The sequence below is a fragment of the Cupriavidus pauculus genome (assembly GCF_022179805.1).
In the GTDB taxonomy this organism is placed as follows: domain Bacteria; phylum Pseudomonadota; class Gammaproteobacteria; order Burkholderiales; family Burkholderiaceae; genus Cupriavidus; species Cupriavidus pauculus_E.
Genome location: NZ_BPUO01000002.1, coordinates 337,165 through 354,010, shown reverse-complemented (window position 1 = coordinate 354,010; position 16,846 = coordinate 337,165). Strand labels below are relative to the sequence as shown.

The following is a 16,846-nucleotide window of genomic DNA, read 5'->3' as shown; positions in this document are numbered from 1 at the left end:
CCTCGGCTTATTGCTGCGGCCGCTGGCCAACGCTGGCCCCGGGGTTGGCCGGCGTGTTCGTGGTGGGGTTCGGGTTGGCGTCGGCGTCACGATGACGGCGGCGCTCGCCCGGCGCGGCGGCGGCGTCGCTGGCCGCGCCCGGTGCCACGGCGGCACCCGATGCGCCATGCGCACCGCTCGCACCATGCGCGCCGCTGGCGCCGCCCCAGTTGCCGCGCCGGCCGCGCGCACGCGGCGCGCTGGACGGCTGCAGCTGCGCGGCACGCGCGGCCGGGTCCACGGCTTCCACGACCATGCCTTCCTTCAGGCGGTCGGCGCCGTCCACCACCACGCGCTGGCCGGGCTCCACGCCCTTGAGTACGGTGGTGCGGACGCCGTCGCTCGGTCCCAGCGTCACCACCTGCACCTTCACCGTGCTGTCTTCACCCACCACGTAGACGAAGGTGCCCTGCTGGCCACGCTGGATGGCCGCCACAGGCACCACGGTAGCGTCTTCCAGCGTGTCCACGCGTGTGCGCACATTGACGAACTGGTTCGGGAACAGCATGCCGTCGGTGTTCTGGAAGATCGCCTTGAGCTTGACCGTACCGGTGGTGGTGTCGATCTGGTTGTCGGTGGTCAGCAGCGTGCCGTCGGCCAGCCGGTTGCGCATCTGGCGGTCCCAGGCCTGCACTTCGAGCTTCTCGCCAGCGTTGAGCTTCTTCAGCACCGACGGCAGGTTGTCCTCGGGAATCGTGTAGAGCACCGTGATCGGCTGGATCTGCGTGATCAGCGCGATGCCATTGGTATCGCCCGTGTTGACGATATTGCCGGGGTCCACCTGGCGCAGGCCGATGCGGCCCGAGGTGGGCGCCACGATGCGCGTGTAGCCCAGGTTCAGCCGGGCGTTGTCGACATTACCCTGGTCGGTCTTGACCACGCCTTCGTACTGGCGCACCAGCGCGTCCTGGGTGTCCACCTGCTGCTTGGAGATCGAATCCTGCGACAGCAGCGTCTTGTAGCGCTGCTGGTCCAGCCGCGCGTTCTGCAGCAGCGCCTGGTCGCGCGCCAGCTGGCCCACGGCCTGGTCCAGCGCGGCCTGGAACGGGCGCGGGTCGATCTCGGCCAGCACGTCGCCAGCCTTGACCATCTGGCCTTCCTTGAACAGCACCTTCAGCAGCGGACCCGACACCTGGGCCCGCACGGTGACGTTGGCCACCGGCGTGACGTTGCCCAGGCCATTGAGCACCACGTCCATGTCGCGCTTGCCTACCGTGTTGACCACCACCGGCGAGCGCGGCATCGCGTTCGGACCACCGGGGCCACCAGGGCCGCCCGGGCCACGCCGGCCGGCACCCATGCCCGCCGCGCCGCTCGCTCCGCCTTGCGCGGCCGTGCCGGCTTCCTTGGCGGCCTGGCGATGGCTGTGCCAGTACCAGCCGGCACCGGCCAGCACGACAATGACGGCGGCGGCAATCCAGGTGCGGCGGCGCGGGCGCGCGGTGCCGCGCGGCGGATTGGGAGGAAGAGGCTGACCTTGTTCTGGGTTGGACATGAACGGAATCCTGGGTACCGGCACGACGAAAAAGGGGCGCGTGCCAAACGGTATTCGCACAGCGGCTGTGACGGCGAAGTGGCAGCAGTATGCCGCATCGCGAGGGCAGGGCGATCCGCCGTCTGGTGGGATGGCGCCCGTTGGGGGCGCGTCATGGATGGAAGCATAATGTGCAGCCGTCATCCCACGTATTTCGCGGCTTCCCGCTTTTATTACAGCGGGTTACGAGTCGCGTGGGTGTAACCTCCAGAAACAAAACCGTCCCGGGCATTTGCAAAGTTGCATGCCCGTCCTGACTATCATGTGCCTATGCGTACAAACCAGCCCACCCAGATTCTCGTCGTCGACGATGACCCCGAACTGCGCGACCTGCTGCGCGAGTACCTCACATCGCAGGGCTTCGCGGTGTCGGTGCTGCACGATGGCGACGGCCTTCAGGCCCGGCTAGAACGCGAGCGCCCGGCGCTGATCGTGCTCGACCTGATGATGCCGAAGGTCGACGGCCTGACCGCCCTGCGCAACCTGCGTGCCAAGAACGACGACATCCCCGTGATCCTGCTGACCGCGCGCAGCGACGAGATCGACCGCATCGTCGGGCTGGAGATTGGTGCCGACGACTACCTGGGCAAGCCGTTCTCGCCGCGCGAACTGCTGGCGCGCATCAACGCCGTGCTGCGCCGCAAGCTGGCCCGCCCGGCCGCCGCGCCCGAAGACCGCGAATCTATCGCATTCGGCCCGTTCCGCGTGAATTTCCGCCAGCGCTCGCTGGAGCGCGCCGGGCAGGGGGTGTCGATCAGCGACACCGAATTCGCGCTGCTGAAGCTGCTGCTGATGCATCCGCTGGAAGTGCTGCCGCGCGAGCGGATTGTCGAGCTGATGTACGGCACCGCCAACGGCATCAGTGACCGTGGCATCGACGTGCAGATATGGCGCCTGCGCCGGCTGCTGGACGAGGATGCCCAGCGCCCGCGCTACATCCAGACCGTACGTGGCCGTGGCTACACGTTTGTGCCCGACGAGGCCGAAGACAGCGTGCCGCAATAAGGCAGTGCTGAAGCCTGGAAACAAAGCTGAAGAATGAAGCTCAGAATCGACACCCTGTTCGGCCGCATGGCGCTGCTGATTGGCGCCGTGCTGGTCATCAGCCATTTCTCGTGGCTGGCCATCCTGCGCATGGACCGGCGCCAGCAGCAGATCGACTACTCGGTCGAGCAGATGCTGTTCCAGCTGGACAGTATCCAGCGCGCGCTCGACGCCAAGCCGCCGGTGCCGCTGCCAAGCCTGGTGGAAGTGGCCGATAGCGCCGTGGCCGACGAACAGGCGGGGCCGCCCCAGGCGGGCCGCCCGCGCCGGCTGGTGGAGCAGTTCACGCGCCGCCTGCCGCCCGGGTCCGAGGTGCGGCTGGAGGACGAACTGTCCACGCCCCGGCTCTGGATCAAGCTGCCCACGCGCAGTCGATGGATTGCCATGCCGATCCTGTTCGTGCACAACCCCCCGCCCGATAACCGGCTGATTCCGGGGGTGGTGCTGGTGGTGGGCGTGGCCATCGTGTTCGCGCTGTTCGTGGCGTGGCAGATCCAGCGTCCGGTGCGCGACATGGCCGAAGCGGCCGAGAAGCTGTCGCGCCAGCAGGCCGTGCCGCCGCTGCGCGAACGCGGGCCGCACGAGCTGCGCCAGTTGATCGAACGTTTCAATCGCATGGTGGCCGACCTGGTCCGCATCGACCAGGAACGCAACACCATGCTGGCCGGTATCGCGCACGACCTCAAGACGCCGCTGGCCCGGCTGCGGCTGCGTGCCGAGATGCTGTCCGATCCCAAGGCGGCAGCCGGTGTGACGCGCGACGTGGAATCGATGTCGGCCATCGTGGAGCAATTCCTGACCTTCGCCCAGAGCAGCGAATCCGCCGCGCGGCCGGTGCCGGTGGAAAAGCGCATCGGTGAGCTGGCCGCGTCGCTGCAGGAGCAGGATCGCCTGGTGGTGATGGAACTGACCGCCGGCGACGGTTTCCGCATGATCGCCACCCAGCTGGACCGCATCGTCGGCAACCTCGTGGACAACGCCTACGCGTACGGATCGCCCCCGGTATGCGTGGCCACCGCGCGCACCAGCGAAGGCTGGCGCCTGACCGTGGAAGACCAGGGTCCGGGCATTCCGGAAGAGGCGATTGACCGTGTGACGATGCCGTTCGTGCGGCTGGATCCGGCACGCGGCGGCAATGCACATTCGGGGCTGGGCCTGGCGATTGTTGACCGACTGGTCAGGCAGGCTGGCGGAAAGCTGACGATCAGCAACCGCGAGGAAGGCGGGCTGCGCGTGGAGATGGTGTTCCCGTTCGCGGCGATGGCGCAGGCGGCTTGAGGCTTAACTAGCCCCTTGCCCTGTTTTGCTCCCCTCTCCCGCAACGCGGGAGAGGGGCCGGGGGTGAGGGCAAGGCGGTTCTGCTTGCCGGCATGTCGCAATTTGAACCGCCGGCCCTCACCCCCAACCCCTCTCCCAGAGGGCCCAGAGGGAGAGGGGAGGAATACATCCCCTTCAAACCTTCTTCTTATCCCCGATCCGGCTTTCCTTCCCAGCCAGCAGCTTGGCGATATTCGACCGGTGCCGCGCGATCAGCAGAATGCCGATCACCAGCACGGCGCCCGCGATGATATCCACGCCGAACATCAGCACGTAGAAGAACGGGGCGAAGATCGCGGCCACCAGCGCGGCCAGCGACGAATAGCGGAAGAAGAACGCGATGATGAGCCACGTGGCCAGCGTGCCGGCGCCCAGCAGCGGGTGAATCGCGAACAGGATGCCGGCCGCGGTGGCCACGCCCTTGCCGCCCGCGAAGCGGTGGAATACCGGGAACAGGTGGCCCAGGAACACGGCCAGCGCCGCCATGGCGATGCCGGTCTCATCCACGCCATAGGCCGGGCCGAAATGCTTGACCAGCATGACGGCCGCATAGCCTTTCAGGCCGTCGCCGATCAGCGTCAGGATGGCCGCCTTCTTGTTGCCGGTACGCAGGACATTGGTGGCGCCAGGGTTGCCGGAGCCATAGCTGTGCGGATCGGGCAGGCCCATGACCTTGCTGACCACGACGGCGAACGACACCGATCCGATCAGGTAGGCGATGACGGCAAATATCAGGTTGACCATTGTGTGCGGATAAAGACTAGGAATTCAGGCTGGCGCGATTGTAGCGCGGCAGGGCAGCGGTGGACTCCGGGATTTCCCGGCTTCGGCGCCGTCCGGGTAGCCGTCAGTCCGGCAGCGCGCACGTCACGGGCTTGGCGTCCAGCAGGCTGGTCAGCACCGCGGGGGCGATGCTGACCAGGTAGCCACGGCGCCCGCCGTTGATGTAGATCGTATCCAGCGCCAGCACGCTGCCTTCCACATAGACCGGCATGCGCTTCTTGGTACCGAACGGCGAGGTGCCGCCCACCATGTAGCCGCTGTGCCGCTGCGCCACCTCGGGCTTGCACGGCTGCACGCTCTTGGCGCCGATCTGCCGCGCGAGGTTCTTGGTCGATACCGAACAGTCGCCATGCATCAGCACGATCAGCGGCTTGGCGGCCTCGTCTTCCATCACCAGTGTCTTGACCACCGCGTGCTCGGGTACGCCAAGCTGGCGCGCCGATTCGCCGGTGCCACCGTGGTCGACGTAGTCGTACGCGTGCTCGCCGAACGCCACGCCCTGCTTGCGCAGCATTTGCGTGGCGGGTGTCTCGGAAACGTGTTTCTGCTTGCTCATGGATGACAGCGCGCGCCGGGGTCAGCCGCGCGGATGATGATGCAGGTGCAGCTCGCGCAGGCGCTCGCGCGCCACGTGCGTGTAGATCTGCGTGGTGGAGATATCGGCGTGGCCCAGCAGTAGCTGCACCACGCGCAGGTCGGCGCCGTGGTTCAGCAGGTGCGTGGCAAACGCGTGGCGCAGCGTGTGCGGCGACAGCGGGGCGTGGATGCTGGCGTCGCGCGCATGCTTCTTGATCAGGTGCCAGAACGTCTGGCGCGTCATGCCTTCACCGCGCTGCGTGACGAACAGCGCGTCGCAGGCGCGGCCGGCCAGCAGCGCGGGGCGGCCCTCGGCCAGGTAGCGGCGCAGCCAGTCACCGGCTTGCGCGCCAAATGGCACCAGCCGTTCCTTGTTGCCCTTGCCGCCCACCACGCGCGCCACGCCTTCGTTCAGGCCGATCTCGATGGTCTTCATGTTCGTGAGTTCGGACACGCGCAGCCCGCTCGCGTACATCAGCTCCAGCATCGTGCGGTCACGCAGGCCCAGCGGGGTTTCCGCATCGGGCGCTTCGAGCAGCGCCTCGACCTGTCCTTCGGACAGCGTCTTCGGAAAACGTGGCGGCTGCTTGGCGGGGCGCAGCAGCAGGCACGGATCGGCCTCGATCATGTGCTCGCGCAGCGCCCACTGGTAGAAGCGGCGGAATACGGTCAGGCGACGGTTGGCCGACGAGGCGCGGGTTTCCAGGTGGCGCGCCGCGAAGTAGGCGGACAGCGCGGTATCGTCGACGGCCAGCAGCGCGCAGGTTTCGCTCTCGTGCAGCCAGCGCGCCAGCAGCGCCAGGTCGCGCCGATAGGCATCGATGGTGTTCTTGGACAGGCCGTCTTCCAGCCACAGCGCATCGCAGAAGCGGTCGACCAGCGCCAGGTCGTCAGCCAGCACCGCGCTCATAGCAGCATCGCGCCTTCATGGCGCAGCAGCCAGCGCTTCACGCCCAGGTGAAAGCCTTCCTCGCCGTGATGGGCAAAGCCGCCCAGCCCGTTGGCGGCCACCACGCGGTGGCACGGAATCACGATCGGAAACCAGTTCTGCCCGCACGCCTGGCCCACGGCGCGCGGCATGCTCTGCAGCGATTTGGCGATGGTGCCGTAGGTGGTCAATCCGCCGCGCGGAATGGCGCTGATGGCGGCCCAGACCTTGCGCTGGAAATCGGTGCCACGCGTGGCCAGCGGGAGGTCGAAAGCCAGGTCGGGATTGTCATAGTAGGCCGCCAACTGGTCGGCCACCCGCTGCGCCAGCGCGTTGGCCGGGGCGATTTCCGCGAAGGAATCGGGCAGGTAGACGATTTCGTGCACATGCACGCCATCGACACGCACGCCAACCTTGCCGAAAGGGGCGGGCAGGATGGCGTCGAAGTTCGGAGACATGGTCTGGGGCTGTGAGGCAAGCAGGGTACCGGTGAGATGGGATTCTAAGCCCAATCCGCCCCGAAACCTGCCCTCTCCCCCAGCCCCTCTCCCGCATGGCGGGAGAGGGGCTGGGGGAGAGGGCAGGCGTCCCAACCACCAACCAACGCAGGCCGCCAGCCCCCAACGCCCCCCAAAAAAACAAAAAGACCACCGCAACGGGTGGTCCTTGCCAAAAGCCTCCGGAGATCAGGCGCCAGCCCTCACCCCAACCCTCTCCCGCCGTGCGGGAGAGGGAGCCGGATATCGGCAGATTGCCGGCTTACTGCTCCAGCTTGATGTTCTGAACCTTCACCAGGTTCTTCATCTTGTCGAATTCCTTCTTGATTTCGGCGGCGTGCTGGGCCGGGGTGTTGCCCGACGGTTCGGCGCCGGCGGCTTGCAGGCGTTCCGCGAAACCCTTGTCCTGCAGCGCCTTCACCACGGCGGCGTTGAGCTTGGCGATGATGTCGTCAGGCGTGCCGGCCGGGGCCACCAGGCCGTACCAGGCCGGGTCGTTCGGCTCCTTCAGGCCCATTTCGCCGAAGGTCGGCACGTTGGGCAGGCCTTCCACGCGCTTGTTCCAGGCCACCACGATCGGACGCAGCTTGCCGGCCTTGATGTAGGGCATCGACGACGGCAGGTTGTCCACCATGATCGGCACCTGGCCCGCCAGCACGTCGTTCAGTGCGGGGCCGGCGCCACGGTACGGAATGTGGACCATGAAGGTCTTGGTCGACACCTTGAACTGCTCGCCCAGCATGTGGCCGAAGCCGCAGGTGCCCGACGACGCGTACGAGAACTTGCCCGGGTTGGCCTTCAGCACGGCCAGGAATTCCTTGTAGTCCTTGGCCGGGAAGTTCGGGTTCACCGCGATCACGTTGGCCACGTTCGCCACGTTGGCGATGGGCTTGAAGTCCTTGATCGGGTCGTACGACAGCTTCGGGTTGCAGGCCGGGTTCACGGCCATGGTCGACACCGTGGAGATGCCGATCGTGTAGCCGTCCGGCGCGGACTTGGCGATGGCGTCGGCGCCAATCGATCCGCCCCCGCCCGCGCGGTTTTCCACGACCACCGGCTGGCCCAGGATGCGGCTCATCTGGTCGCCCACGCCACGGCCGACGATGTCGGTGGTGCCACCCGGTGCGAACGGAATGATCAGCCGGATCGGCTTGGTCGGATAGGTGCTCTGTGCTTGTGCTACCGAGGTCACGGAAGCGGCGGCCATGAAGACCGTCGAAGCCAGGATCAGTGCTTTATTGTGAGCTGTCATTTAAGGAGAGTCTCCCGTCGTTGAAGCCGGACGGATCGCGCCCGGGGAGGTCAAGAAACACCGGCGTGCCCCTGCGGTTGCAGCGGTGCGCCGGCGTGCTTCGGAATCAGCCGCCCAGCAGGCCGCGCTTGAGATTGCGATCCACCGGGTGTTCGCCCAGGAAGATGCGCAGCACGGCCTGGTAGAAATCCTCGCCAGGAATGGCCTGGCCACGTGGAATGCCGTTCAGCGTCACGGCAGTGCCGCTTTCCGGTGTGAAATCGAAATTGATGATGTCGCCGCGCTGCGCCGTGCCCACCTGGGCCATCGTGCGCTCCAGCTGCGTCACGCGGCCGGACAGCATCTGCAGCTGCATCTCGGAATGATTTTCGCGCAGCCCTTCGTTGAGTGCCTTGACGAAGGCCGCCGACTCCACCTCGCGCAGCGGACGGATCTGCAGTCGCTTCGGTCCGGGCGAACCCAGCACCACGGTGGCGTTGCGGGCGCGCTCGGGCAGGTACAGCCCGGCCGCGTAACCCTTGATCACAAACACCTGCCGCATCCCCGTGCCATTCAGCGGCAACTGCTTGCCGCCCAGGCGTGCCATGTCGTCGAAGCGCACGCCATCCACTTCCATCGCCGATACCGACGGCAACAGCAGGCCGAGTGCCAGCGTCGCGCACAGCGAAACGGCAAGGCGGCGGGAGGGCGTGGATCGGCGGGCGGAAGACGTCTGGGACTTCATGGCGCGACAGGCGGAAAAACCGCAGGCAAGACGAAATTCAGCGTGCCATGCTGCGGGAAATCTGAAAAAATACCCATCCGGATCTGCCCTAGGCTTCACTTTCCGCGAAGCCCGCCGTCGGGTACGACGATAACTACAAAGCATTTGAGACATGTCTGCAGCGCTGCTGTTGGTGCCTGACTTCAGCCTTATTCTTATCGGCTGGCTGCTGGTCCGATTTACCTCGTTCGACCGGGGTTTCTGGGCAGGCGTTGAGCGCCTGGTCTATTTCGTCCTGTTTCCCGCGTTGCTGTTGCAATCCACCAACAGTGCGAAGCTCGAGTTCTCGTCGACGTCGGCCATGCTGGGTCTGGCGGTGGCGACGATGGCCTTTGGCATGGCGGCCGGCTACCTCGTCCGGTTCGTGCTGCGGCCCGATCCCATCGACTTTGCCTCGGGTTTCCAGACCGCTTTCCGGTTCAATTCCTATATCGGGCTGGCGCTGGCCGCGCGGCTGGGCGGCGGCGAAGGGCTGGCGATGATGGCGCTGGTGGTGGGCATCACCGTGCCCGCCTGCAACGTGGTGGCGGTGTGGGCGCTGGCGCGCCATGGCGAATCGAAGCTGCTGCGCGAACTGGCACGCAATCCGCTGATCCTGGCCACGGCCACCGGGCTGGTCACGAATCTGCTGGGACTGCATCCGCCCGAGGTCATCGGCATGACGCTGAGCCGGCTGGGCTCGGCGTCCACGGCGCTGGGCCTGATGACGGTCGGGGCCGGGCTGCAGATGAGCGGCGCCACGGGCGCGGTGGGGCCGATGGCGTGGTGGAGCGGCGTAAAGCTGCTGGCCATGCCGTGCTTTGCCTGGCTGGTAGGACGCTACCTGCCGCTGACTACGCTGCAGTACCAGATCGTGGTTATCTACGCGTCGCTGCCCACGGCATCGAGCGCCTACATCCTGGCCGTGCGCATGGGCGGCAACGGGCCGATGGTGGCCGCGACCATTTCCGCGATGACGGTGGCCGCCGTGGTGACCACGCCGGTCTGGCTCTCGCTGGTCAACTAGCCGGTTGCGGGTCTGGCGCGTCCTGCGCCAGCGCCCAGTCGATGTGCTCGCGCACCAGTGGCGAGGCCGCATCGCGCCGTGCCTGCAGCGCCTGGCGGATACGATCCGCCAACGCCGCATCGTGGCCAGTGCCAGGGGCCGACGCCACGCGCAGGCTGTTGCCAAGTCCCACCGCCAGATTACGCAGCCAGCGCTCGTGCCCGATGCGCCGGATCGGGCTGCCCTCCAGCCGCTGGTTGAATTCCGCATCGGTCCAGCCGACCAGCTCGACCATATCCGGCGCATCGAAGCCATTGCGCACGTCGAAGTCGGGCAGCGTGGCGCGGTGCGCGAACTTGTTCCACGGGCAGGCCAGCTGGCAATCGTCGCAGCCATAGACGCGGTTGCCCATCGGCGCGCGCAGCGGCTCCGGGATGGCGCCCTTGTGTTCGATGGTCAGGTACGAGATACAGCGCCGCGCGTCGAGCCGGTACGGCTCCAGGATCGCGCCCGTGGGGCAGATATCGATGCAGCGGCGGCAGTTGCCGCAGTGGGGCGCCTCGGCCGGATCCGCCGGCAGCGGGATATCGACCAGGATTTCACCAAGGAAGAACATCGATCCGCCGTTGCGGTCCAGCAGCAGTGTGTGTTTGCCGCGCCAGCCCAGGCCACCCTGGCTGGCCAGCGCCACTTCCATGACCGGCGCCGAATCGGTGAACACGCGATAGCCGAACTTGCCGATTTCGGTCTCGATGCGGGCCGCCAGTTGCTGCAGGCGGTTGCGCAGCACCTTGTGGTAGTCGCGGCCGCGGGCGTAGAGCGAGATCACGGCCGTGGCGGGGTCGTCGAGCCGGCCCAGTTCGTGGCGGCGCCAGTCGTCGGGGCCTTGCGCGGGCAGGTAGGGCATGCGGGCGACGATGGCACGTACCGTGCCGGGCACCAGTTCGTCGGGCCGGGCGCGCCGTGTGCCGTGGTTGGCCATATAATCCATGTCGCCGTGGTAGCCCGCCTGCAACCACGCCAGCAGGCCCGCTTCGGCGTGCCGCAGATCGACATCGGCAATGCGGATTTCATCGAATCCGAGCGCGCGGCCCCAGTCGCGCAGCGACGCCGCCAGCGCTGCCAGGTCAGCCGCCGCCGTGGTGGCGGCAACGGATTCTGGACGCGCCGGAACGAAGTCTTCTGCGGGATTTGCGCCGGTGGCGGATATGGGGGCGGGCACTGCACGGTCGATCATCCCTGAATTGTACGCAATGCCCCTGCTCGAAGAACGCATCCTGCCGCTGCCCGACGAAACCGCCACCGAGCGGTTTGGCGCCGCGCTGGCCGGCGCGGTGCGCGACATGCCGCCGCGCACGGTGCATGTGCAGCTGTCCGGCGACCTCGGCGCGGGCAAGACCACGCTGTCGCGCGCGGTGCTGCGCGCGCTGGGCCATGCCGGCAAGGTCCGCAGCCCAACCTATACGCTGTGCGAACCGTACGACGTGCGGCGTGCCGACGGCTCGGCGCTGACCGTCTATCACTTCGACCTCTACCGTTTTGCCGATCCCGAGGAATGGATCGACGCCGGCTTTCGCGACTGTTTCGCCGAGCCGGCCTTCAATCTGGTGGAGTGGCCGGAGAAGGCTGGCCGCCTGCTTGGGGAACCCGACCTGCACGTGTTGCTCCAATCGGACAATCGCGTGCCGCAAATCGCCGCAATCGGGGATGAAGCGGGCGCGGATCGCCGCATGGCAACGCTGCGCGCCTATACTCCCACTGGACTTATCCTGCTGAACGCATGCTGATCAAGCGACTCGCCACCGACCGACCCGATGGACCCGACGGACTGCTGCAGGCCCGCCGCAAATGGATGGCGCAGGCCCTGAAGCTGGGCGCCGGGACGGTGGTGCTTACGCTGGCCGGGCCGCAGATCGCGTCTGGCGCCGGCATCGTGGCCGTGCGCGTCTGGCCCGCCGAGGATTACACGCGCGTCACGATCGAATCCGACGAGAAGCTCGTGGCCGTGCACCAGATGATCCGCAGCCCGGATCGCCTGGTCGTCGACATCGACGGCCTGGACCTGTCGCCGACACTGCGCGAACTGGTGGCCAAGATCACCCCGAACGACCCGTATATCCAGTCCGTGCGCGTGGGCCAGAACCGGCCGCGCGTGGTGCGGATGGTGTTCGATCTCAAGGAAGACGTCTCGCCGCAGGTGTTCACGCTGCTGCCGATCGCCGAGTACAAGAACCGGCTCGTGTTCGACCTGTATCCGGTCAATCCTCCCGACCCGCTGTGGAAGCTGGTGCGCGACACCGAGGACAAGCAGCGCCGCTTTGCCTCGAATCCGCCGCCGGCCAACAGCGAGGCTGCGGTGGCGGGTGCGCCTGCCGGCGCCGAGGAAGATGCGATTGGCGCCATCGTGCGCAAGTTCGAGGATCGCGACCAGATTCCGTCGGGCACCACCGCGCTGCCGCCTGCCGTGGCCGTGGTCAAGCCAAAGCCGTCGGCCCCGGATAGACCGGCCGCGCCGCCTCCGGTAGCCCAGACCAATGTGCCGCCGCCCAGCCAGTTCAAGATGCGCCGCCTGCTGACCGTGGCGCTGGACCCGGGCCATGGCGGCGAAGACCCCGGCGCCATCGGCGCAGCGGGATCGCGCGAGAAGGACGTGGTGCTGCAGATTGCCACGCGGCTGCGCAAGAAGATCGATTCGGAACCGAATATGCGCGCGATGATGACGCGCGACTCGGACTTCTTCGTGCCGCTGAACGTACGCGTGCAGAAGGCGCGCCGGGTGCAGGCCGACCTGTTCGTGTCGATCCACGCCGATGCGTTTGTCTCGCCCGAGGCGCGCGGGGCGTCGGTCTTCGCGCTGTCCGAGCGCGGCGCATCGAGTTCGGCCGCCCGCTGGCTGGCCAACAAGGAAAACAATGCCGACCTGATCGGCGGCACCAACATGGGCAACAAGGACGCCCAGGTGTCGCGCGTGCTGCTGGACCTGTCCACGACGGCACAGATCAACGACAGCATGCAGGTGGGCAAATCGGTGCTGCAGGAAATCGGCGGTATCAACCGGCTGCACAAGGGCAGCGTCGAGCAGGCCGGGTTTGCCGTGCTCAAGGCCCCCGATATCCCATCGATCCTGATCGAGACCGCGTTCATCTCCAATCCGGAGGAAGAGCGCAAACTTACCGACGACGCACACCAGGAACAACTGGCCAACGCGATCCTGCGAGGGATCAAGGCGTACTTCGCCAAGAACCCGCCGCTGTCGAAGAATCCGTCGGTGTAAGAACCACCGGGGCTTTCAATTCGCCCCTTGGTTTTCTCCCCTCTCCCTCCGGGAGAGGGGAGAAAAAAACAAGGCGGTAGCGAGAGCAGAAATCAGCGGGAAATCAGGCCCTCAAGCCCTTACCGCGCCCCGCTCTTCCTTCACATCATCCCGCGCCGCATAACGCGCTGCGATCACCGAGCACACGATCAGTTGCAGCTGGTGGTAGACCATCAGCGGCAGCACCAGCAGGCCCAGTGCCGGGTGGCCGGCGAACAGGATCTTGGCCATCGGGATGCCGTTGGCCAGGCTCTTCTTCGAGCCGCAGAACACGGCCGTGATCTCATCCTCGACCGAAAAGCCCAGGCGGCGCGCCGTGAAGGTGGTGGTGCCCAGCACCACGAACAGCAGGATGGCGGCAATACCCATCACCGCGCCAATGGTCTGCCAGGAATACTGGTGCCACAGGCCCGCAGCGGTTGCATCGCAGAACGACGAATAAACGATCAGCACGATCACGCCGCGGTCGATCTTGTTCGTGATCTGCTTCTTCTTGGCCAGCCAGTTGCCGATCAGCGGGCGGAACGCCTGACCCAGCGCAAACGGCAGCAGCAGTTGCAGCGCCACGCCCGTCAACGCACGGCCCAGAGGCATCGATGCGCCGCTGGCGCTGATGACCAGGCCCATCAGCAACGGCGTCAGCGCCATGCCGATCAGGCCCGAGATCGTCGCGTTGAAAATGGCGCCCGGCACATTGCCGCGCGCCATCGAGGTCATGGCCACCGACGACGACACCGTGGACGGCAGCGCACACAGATAGAACACGCCCAGCAGCAGCTCGGGCGGCAACTGGTTGCGCAGCGACAACATCAGCAGCGCGCCCACGATCGGGAACACGATGTAGGTGAACGACTGCACGAACGCGTGCAGGCGCCAGTGCCTGGCGCCTGCTACCAGCTTGTCGCGCGACAGCGCGGCGCCGTGCAGGAAGAACACCAGCGCCACACCGAGGCTGGTCACGACTCCAAGATGCAGCGGACCGTCACCGGCACCAATTTCCGGGGCAATCAGCGCCAGCGCAATCGCGCACAGCATGATCAGGACGAACCCGTCGATCAGGTCGTAGGCTTTTTTGAAAGGGGCAAGAATGGCAGACATCGGGATAGTGCTTAAGGGTTTCCGCTTGGTATTGGACGCTTGTCTTGCTTAGAATGCAAATTCATTTATTTCATTTATTCATTTTCTCGTTGCATGAATTACACACTCCGGCAGTTGCGGGTCTTTCTTGCGGTGGCGGCGCACGGCAGTTTCAGCCGGGCGGCGGATGCCGTCGGCCTTACCCAGCCCGCCGTGAGCCGGGGCGTGGCCGAACTGGAAGAGGCGCTTGGCGTACGTCTGCTGGACCGCACCACGCGTGAGGTGGTGCTGACCGATGCGGGAACGTCATTAGTCCCGGCATTGGAGCGACTTCTGGGCCAGCTCGACGACACCCTTGAGGAAACCCGCCAGTCAGGCGAGCGCTATCGGGGCAGGGTAGTGATAGCCAGTGCGCCGACGATCTCGGCGCGGCTGATGCCGCTGTATGTGGCGGCCTGTGCGAAGCAGTACCCGGAGATCCGGTTGTTTGTGCGCGACAACGTGCAGGCCGACGGGCTGGAACAGATCCGCGCGGGGGCGGTGGATTTTGGTGTGCTGATCGATCCGCTGTCGCGCGAAGGGCTGACGATTGCGCCGCTGGCGACGGATCCGTTCTGCTTTGTCTGCCGGCGCGATCACCCGCTGGCCAATGCCGAATCGGTGCCGTGGAGCGCCTTGCATGACGAGCGGCTGGTGCTGCTCGATTTTGCGTCGGGTAGCCGGCCGCTGATCGACCGTATCCTGGCGCGGCATGGCGTGGCGCCGCACGTGGTGCAGGAGCTGGGCCATTCGGCCAGCGTGTTCGGCATGGTCGAGGCCGGTATCGGCGCGTCGGTGCTGCCGTCGTTCTCGCTGCCGCTACCGGCTGCGTCGCCGCTGGTGTCCCTGCCGCTGACGCCGCGCGAGGAGCGCAGCATCGTCATGGTGTGCCGCGAGGACCGGTCATTGTCGCCAGCCGCCGCAGCGGTCTGGCAGATGGTCCAGGACATGCCGATCCCGGCCGACGTGGCGGCCGGCTGACCGGCTGTCCAAGCGGCTTTAGCGCAAGGGCGCGGCCGTGATCATGGCCGCTTCCAGCGCAAAGCTGCCGTCGGGCTGCACGCGATAGCGGTCACGTACTTCGGCCGGTGCCTTGTCCCACAGGTGCCGGATGGCCGCCTGCGCCACCTCGGGCGTGCGCATGCGCGCCACCCAGCTCTGGAATTCGATCTCGATACGCCAGATCGGCGACACCTCCACGCTGAACCCCGCGTCTTCGAACAGGCGCGCCCAGCCAGTGGGCGAGTAGTCGCGGATATGCGACGGATCGCGCAGCAACTCCACCGACTGCAGCCAGGTATCGCACAGCGGATCTTCGGCGCCCACGATATCGATCAGCACGACCTTGCCGCCGGGCTTCACCACGCGTCGAATTTCCTTGAGCGCGGCGGGCAGATCGCGCCAGTGGTGCGCACTCATGCGCGACACCACGGCGCAGAAGCTCGCGTCGTCGAACGGCAGGCGTTCCGCCGCGCCCTGGCGCGTGACGACGTTGGCCAGACCCCGATCGCGGGCCGCACCGGCCACGACGCCGAGCATTTCGGCGGACAGGTCGTAAGCCACCACTTCGTTGGCAACCGTTGCCGCGGCGAAGCTGGCATGACCGGCGCCGCAGCCCAGGTCGAGCACGCGGCTGTGCGCCACCGGCTTCAGGTGGGCCAGCGCCTGCTTCAGTTGTTCGAGATCGGCGCCCTGGGCGTGGACGGCGCTGGTGAGATAGGCATTGGCGGTGGCGCCGAACTGGGCGGCGACGAGTTCCTGCTGTTGCATGGGGGGTGCCTCGTTCTTGTTGAAAACGGATGGAAAGGATTGCCCGGGCCCCGGGGTTCACGTACTGTAGACGGCGTGTTTTCCCAGTACAAGTCACTGTTTTATCCTGGTATAAGAGCCACCACCCATGTCAGCGGAACCGTTGCGACCGTCGTCGCGTGACACCGAACTTGGCGCATTCCTGCGCAATCATCGCGAGCGGCTGACGCCAGCCGATGTCGGCCTGCCGCCCGGCCGCAGGCGCCGCACGCCTGGCCTGCGCCGCGAGGAAGTGGCCCAATTGGCCGGACTCAGTGCGACGTGGGTGACTTGGCTGGAGCAGGGGCGTCCTGTGGCGATGTCGGCGCGCGCGCTGACCAGTCTGGCGCAGGCGCTGCGGCTGTCGCGTGCCGAGCGCGCCTACCTGTTTGCCCTGGCCGGCAAGCCCGAGCCGCGGCAGGACGCCGAGCCGGCCGTACCGCCTGCCTTGCTGGCGAGCGTGCAGGCGATCGCGGCGCCGGCCTATCTGCTGGACCGCCAATGGACCGCGCTGGCCTGGAATGACGCCGCCGCCGAGCTGTTCGTCGGCTGGCTGGACGAGGCGGCCAGTGAGAAGAATCTGCTGAGGGCGATGTTCCTGTCGGCGCCGCTGCAGGCGCTGGTGGAGGACTGGCCGCACCGCGCGGCACGGCTGGTGGCGGAATTTCGCGTGCACAGCCTGCGGCACGCCGAAGACCCGCCCACGCGTGCGCTGGTCGAGCAGTTGATGGCGGACAGCCCGGCGTTTGCCAACGCCTGGCGTTCGCAGGATGTGGAGGAGCGGCAGGGCGGCCGGCGCGGCTTTCACCATCCCGCGCGCGGCCTGGTTCACCTGGAACAACTGACGCTGGTGCCGCCGGCCGCGCCGGGTTTGATGCTGGCGATGCTGCTGCCGGTGGCGTAGGCCGGGC

Annotated in this window: 17 protein-coding genes; 7 read left to right on the top strand and 10 right to left on the bottom strand. The window is 66.8% G+C overall.

What is annotated here, in order from left to right:
- Positions 1-7 precede the first annotated feature (7 nt).
- Positions 8-1,534 (bottom strand): MdtA/MuxA family multidrug efflux RND transporter periplasmic adaptor subunit, encoded by a 1,527-nt coding sequence (locus MFF62_RS05250; RefSeq protein WP_238260888.1) that lies wholly within the window; start codon positions 1,532-1,534, stop codon positions 8-10.
- A gap of 309 nt (positions 1,535-1,843) precedes the next feature.
- Between MFF62_RS05250 and MFF62_RS05245 the strand changes: the two genes are divergently transcribed.
- The gene (locus MFF62_RS05245) at positions 1,844-2,578 is read left to right on the top strand and encodes a response regulator (RefSeq protein WP_238261219.1); all 735 of its coding nucleotides are present in this window, start codon (positions 1,844-1,846) and stop codon (positions 2,576-2,578) included.
- Positions 2,579-2,611: 33 nt separating this feature from the next.
- Positions 2,612-3,895 carry an ATP-binding protein gene (locus MFF62_RS05240; RefSeq protein ID WP_238260886.1) on the top strand — a complete coding sequence of 428 codons (1,284 nt, stop codon included), beginning with the start codon at positions 2,612-2,614 and terminating at the stop codon, positions 3,893-3,895.
- 174 nt (positions 3,896-4,069) lie between these two features.
- Here MFF62_RS05240 and plsY read toward each other — a convergent pair whose 3' ends face one another.
- The 6 genes from plsY to MFF62_RS05210 form a co-directional block, all read right to left on the bottom strand.
- A complete protein-coding gene (plsY, locus tag MFF62_RS05235; protein WP_238260884.1) occupies positions 4,070-4,678 on the bottom strand; it encodes a glycerol-3-phosphate 1-O-acyltransferase PlsY in 609 nt (202 codons plus the stop codon).
- A 103-nt stretch (positions 4,679-4,781) separates the two neighbouring features.
- Positions 4,782-5,273, bottom strand: a complete 492-nt coding sequence (gene ybaK, locus MFF62_RS05230) for a Cys-tRNA(Pro) deacylase (RefSeq protein ID WP_238260882.1) — start codon at positions 5,271-5,273, stop codon at positions 4,782-4,784.
- 21 nt (positions 5,274-5,294) lie between these two features.
- Positions 5,295-6,203 (bottom strand): site-specific tyrosine recombinase XerD, encoded by a 909-nt coding sequence (gene xerD, locus MFF62_RS05225; protein ID WP_238260880.1) that lies wholly within the window; start codon positions 6,201-6,203, stop codon positions 5,295-5,297.
- The gene (locus MFF62_RS05220; RefSeq protein WP_238260878.1) at positions 6,200-6,679 is read right to left on the bottom strand and encodes a methylated-DNA--[protein]-cysteine S-methyltransferase; all 480 of its coding nucleotides are present in this window, start codon (positions 6,677-6,679) and stop codon (positions 6,200-6,202) included. Before MFF62_RS05220 ends, xerD begins: the two co-directional genes overlap by 4 nt.
- 301 nt (positions 6,680-6,980) lie before the next feature.
- Entirely contained in the window at positions 6,981-7,970 is a 990-nt protein-coding gene (locus MFF62_RS05215; RefSeq protein WP_404990623.1) for a tripartite tricarboxylate transporter substrate binding protein BugE, read from the bottom strand.
- Positions 7,971-8,076: 106 nt separating this feature from the next.
- Positions 8,077-8,694 (bottom strand): chalcone isomerase family protein, encoded by a 618-nt coding sequence (locus MFF62_RS05210; protein ID WP_238260877.1) that lies wholly within the window; start codon positions 8,692-8,694, stop codon positions 8,077-8,079.
- A gap of 151 nt (positions 8,695-8,845) precedes the next feature.
- Between MFF62_RS05210 and MFF62_RS05205 the strand changes: the two genes are divergently transcribed.
- Positions 8,846-9,739, top strand: a complete 894-nt coding sequence (locus tag MFF62_RS05205) for an AEC family transporter (protein ID WP_238260876.1) — start codon at positions 8,846-8,848, stop codon at positions 9,737-9,739.
- Here MFF62_RS05205 and queG read toward each other — a convergent pair.
- Positions 9,732-10,955 (bottom strand): tRNA epoxyqueuosine(34) reductase QueG, encoded by a 1,224-nt coding sequence (gene queG, locus MFF62_RS05200; protein ID WP_238260875.1) that lies wholly within the window; start codon positions 10,953-10,955, stop codon positions 9,732-9,734. The two genes, MFF62_RS05205 and queG, sit on opposite strands and share 8 nt — an antisense overlap.
- A 16-nt stretch (positions 10,956-10,971) precedes the next feature.
- Here queG and tsaE point away from each other — a divergent pair, with 16 nt between their 5' ends.
- Positions 10,972-11,505 (top strand): tRNA (adenosine(37)-N6)-threonylcarbamoyltransferase complex ATPase subunit type 1 TsaE, encoded by a 534-nt coding sequence (gene tsaE, locus MFF62_RS05195; protein ID WP_238260873.1) that lies wholly within the window; start codon positions 10,972-10,974, stop codon positions 11,503-11,505.
- Complete coding sequence (locus MFF62_RS05190; protein WP_238260871.1) at positions 11,499-12,992, top strand: N-acetylmuramoyl-L-alanine amidase; 1,494 nt, start codon at positions 11,499-11,501, stop codon at positions 12,990-12,992. The genes tsaE and MFF62_RS05190 overlap by 7 nt, the downstream gene beginning before the upstream one ends.
- Before the next feature lie 111 nt (positions 12,993-13,103).
- Here MFF62_RS05190 and MFF62_RS05185 read toward each other — a convergent pair whose 3' ends face one another.
- Positions 13,104-14,129, bottom strand: coding sequence for a bile acid:sodium symporter family protein (locus MFF62_RS05185; protein WP_238260869.1), 1,026 nt, complete (start codon positions 14,127-14,129; stop codon positions 13,104-13,106).
- A gap of 93 nt (positions 14,130-14,222) precedes the next feature.
- Here MFF62_RS05185 and MFF62_RS05180 point away from each other — a divergent pair, with 93 nt between their 5' ends.
- Positions 14,223-15,128, top strand: a complete 906-nt coding sequence (locus MFF62_RS05180; RefSeq protein ID WP_238260867.1) for a LysR family transcriptional regulator — start codon at positions 14,223-14,225, stop codon at positions 15,126-15,128.
- Positions 15,129-15,146: 18 nt separating this feature from the next.
- On the opposite strand, the gene MFF62_RS05175 is transcribed toward MFF62_RS05180, so the two are convergent.
- Positions 15,147-15,917, bottom strand: a complete 771-nt coding sequence (locus MFF62_RS05175; protein WP_238260864.1) for a class I SAM-dependent methyltransferase — start codon at positions 15,915-15,917, stop codon at positions 15,147-15,149.
- A 127-nt stretch (positions 15,918-16,044) separates the two neighbouring features.
- Here MFF62_RS05175 and MFF62_RS05170 point away from each other — a divergent pair, with 127 nt between their 5' ends.
- Entirely contained in the window at positions 16,045-16,839 is a 795-nt protein-coding gene (locus tag MFF62_RS05170) for a helix-turn-helix transcriptional regulator (protein ID WP_238260862.1), read from the top strand.
- The last annotated feature ends 7 nt before the right edge of the window (positions 16,840-16,846 follow it).

Excerpts from the sequence above, each read along its gene's own strand:
- MFF62_RS05205 (WP_238260876.1), top strand. The coding sequence starts at position 8,846 with ATGTCTGCAGCGCTGCTGTTGGTGCCTGACTTCAGCCTTATTCTTATC.
- MFF62_RS05220 (WP_238260878.1), bottom strand. The coding sequence starts at position 6,679 with ATGTCTCCGAACTTCGACGCCATCCTGCCCGCCCCTTTCGGCAAGGTT.
- MFF62_RS05185 (WP_238260869.1), bottom strand. The coding sequence starts at position 14,129 with ATGTCTGCCATTCTTGCCCCTTTCAAAAAAGCCTACGACCTGATCGAC.
- xerD (WP_238260880.1), bottom strand. The coding sequence starts at position 6,203 with ATGAGCGCGGTGCTGGCTGACGACCTGGCGCTGGTCGACCGCTTCTGC.
- MFF62_RS05175 (WP_238260864.1), bottom strand. The coding sequence starts at position 15,917 with ATGCAACAGCAGGAACTCGTCGCCGCCCAGTTCGGCGCCACCGCCAAT.
- plsY (WP_238260884.1), bottom strand. The coding sequence starts at position 4,678 with ATGGTCAACCTGATATTTGCCGTCATCGCCTACCTGATCGGATCGGTG.
- ybaK (WP_238260882.1), bottom strand. The coding sequence starts at position 5,273 with ATGAGCAAGCAGAAACACGTTTCCGAGACACCCGCCACGCAAATGCTG.
- MFF62_RS05245 (WP_238261219.1), top strand. The coding sequence starts at position 1,844 with ATGCGTACAAACCAGCCCACCCAGATTCTCGTCGTCGACGATGACCCC.
- MFF62_RS05215 (WP_404990623.1), bottom strand. The coding sequence starts at position 7,970 with ATGACAGCTCACAATAAAGCACTGATCCTGGCTTCGACGGTCTTCATG.
- MFF62_RS05210 (WP_238260877.1), bottom strand. The coding sequence starts at position 8,694 with ATGAAGTCCCAGACGTCTTCCGCCCGCCGATCCACGCCCTCCCGCCGC.
- tsaE (WP_238260873.1), top strand. The coding sequence starts at position 10,972 with ATGCCCCTGCTCGAAGAACGCATCCTGCCGCTGCCCGACGAAACCGCC.
- MFF62_RS05170 (WP_238260862.1), top strand. The coding sequence starts at position 16,045 with ATGTCAGCGGAACCGTTGCGACCGTCGTCGCGTGACACCGAACTTGGC.
- MFF62_RS05250 (WP_238260888.1), bottom strand. The coding sequence starts at position 1,534 with ATGTCCAACCCAGAACAAGGTCAGCCTCTTCCTCCCAATCCGCCGCGC.
- MFF62_RS05180 (WP_238260867.1), top strand. The coding sequence starts at position 14,223 with ATGAATTACACACTCCGGCAGTTGCGGGTCTTTCTTGCGGTGGCGGCG.
- MFF62_RS05190 (WP_238260871.1), top strand. The coding sequence starts at position 11,499 with ATGCTGATCAAGCGACTCGCCACCGACCGACCCGATGGACCCGACGGA.
- queG (WP_238260875.1), bottom strand. The coding sequence starts at position 10,955 with ATGATCGACCGTGCAGTGCCCGCCCCCATATCCGCCACCGGCGCAAAT.
- MFF62_RS05240 (WP_238260886.1), top strand. The coding sequence starts at position 2,612 with ATGAAGCTCAGAATCGACACCCTGTTCGGCCGCATGGCGCTGCTGATT.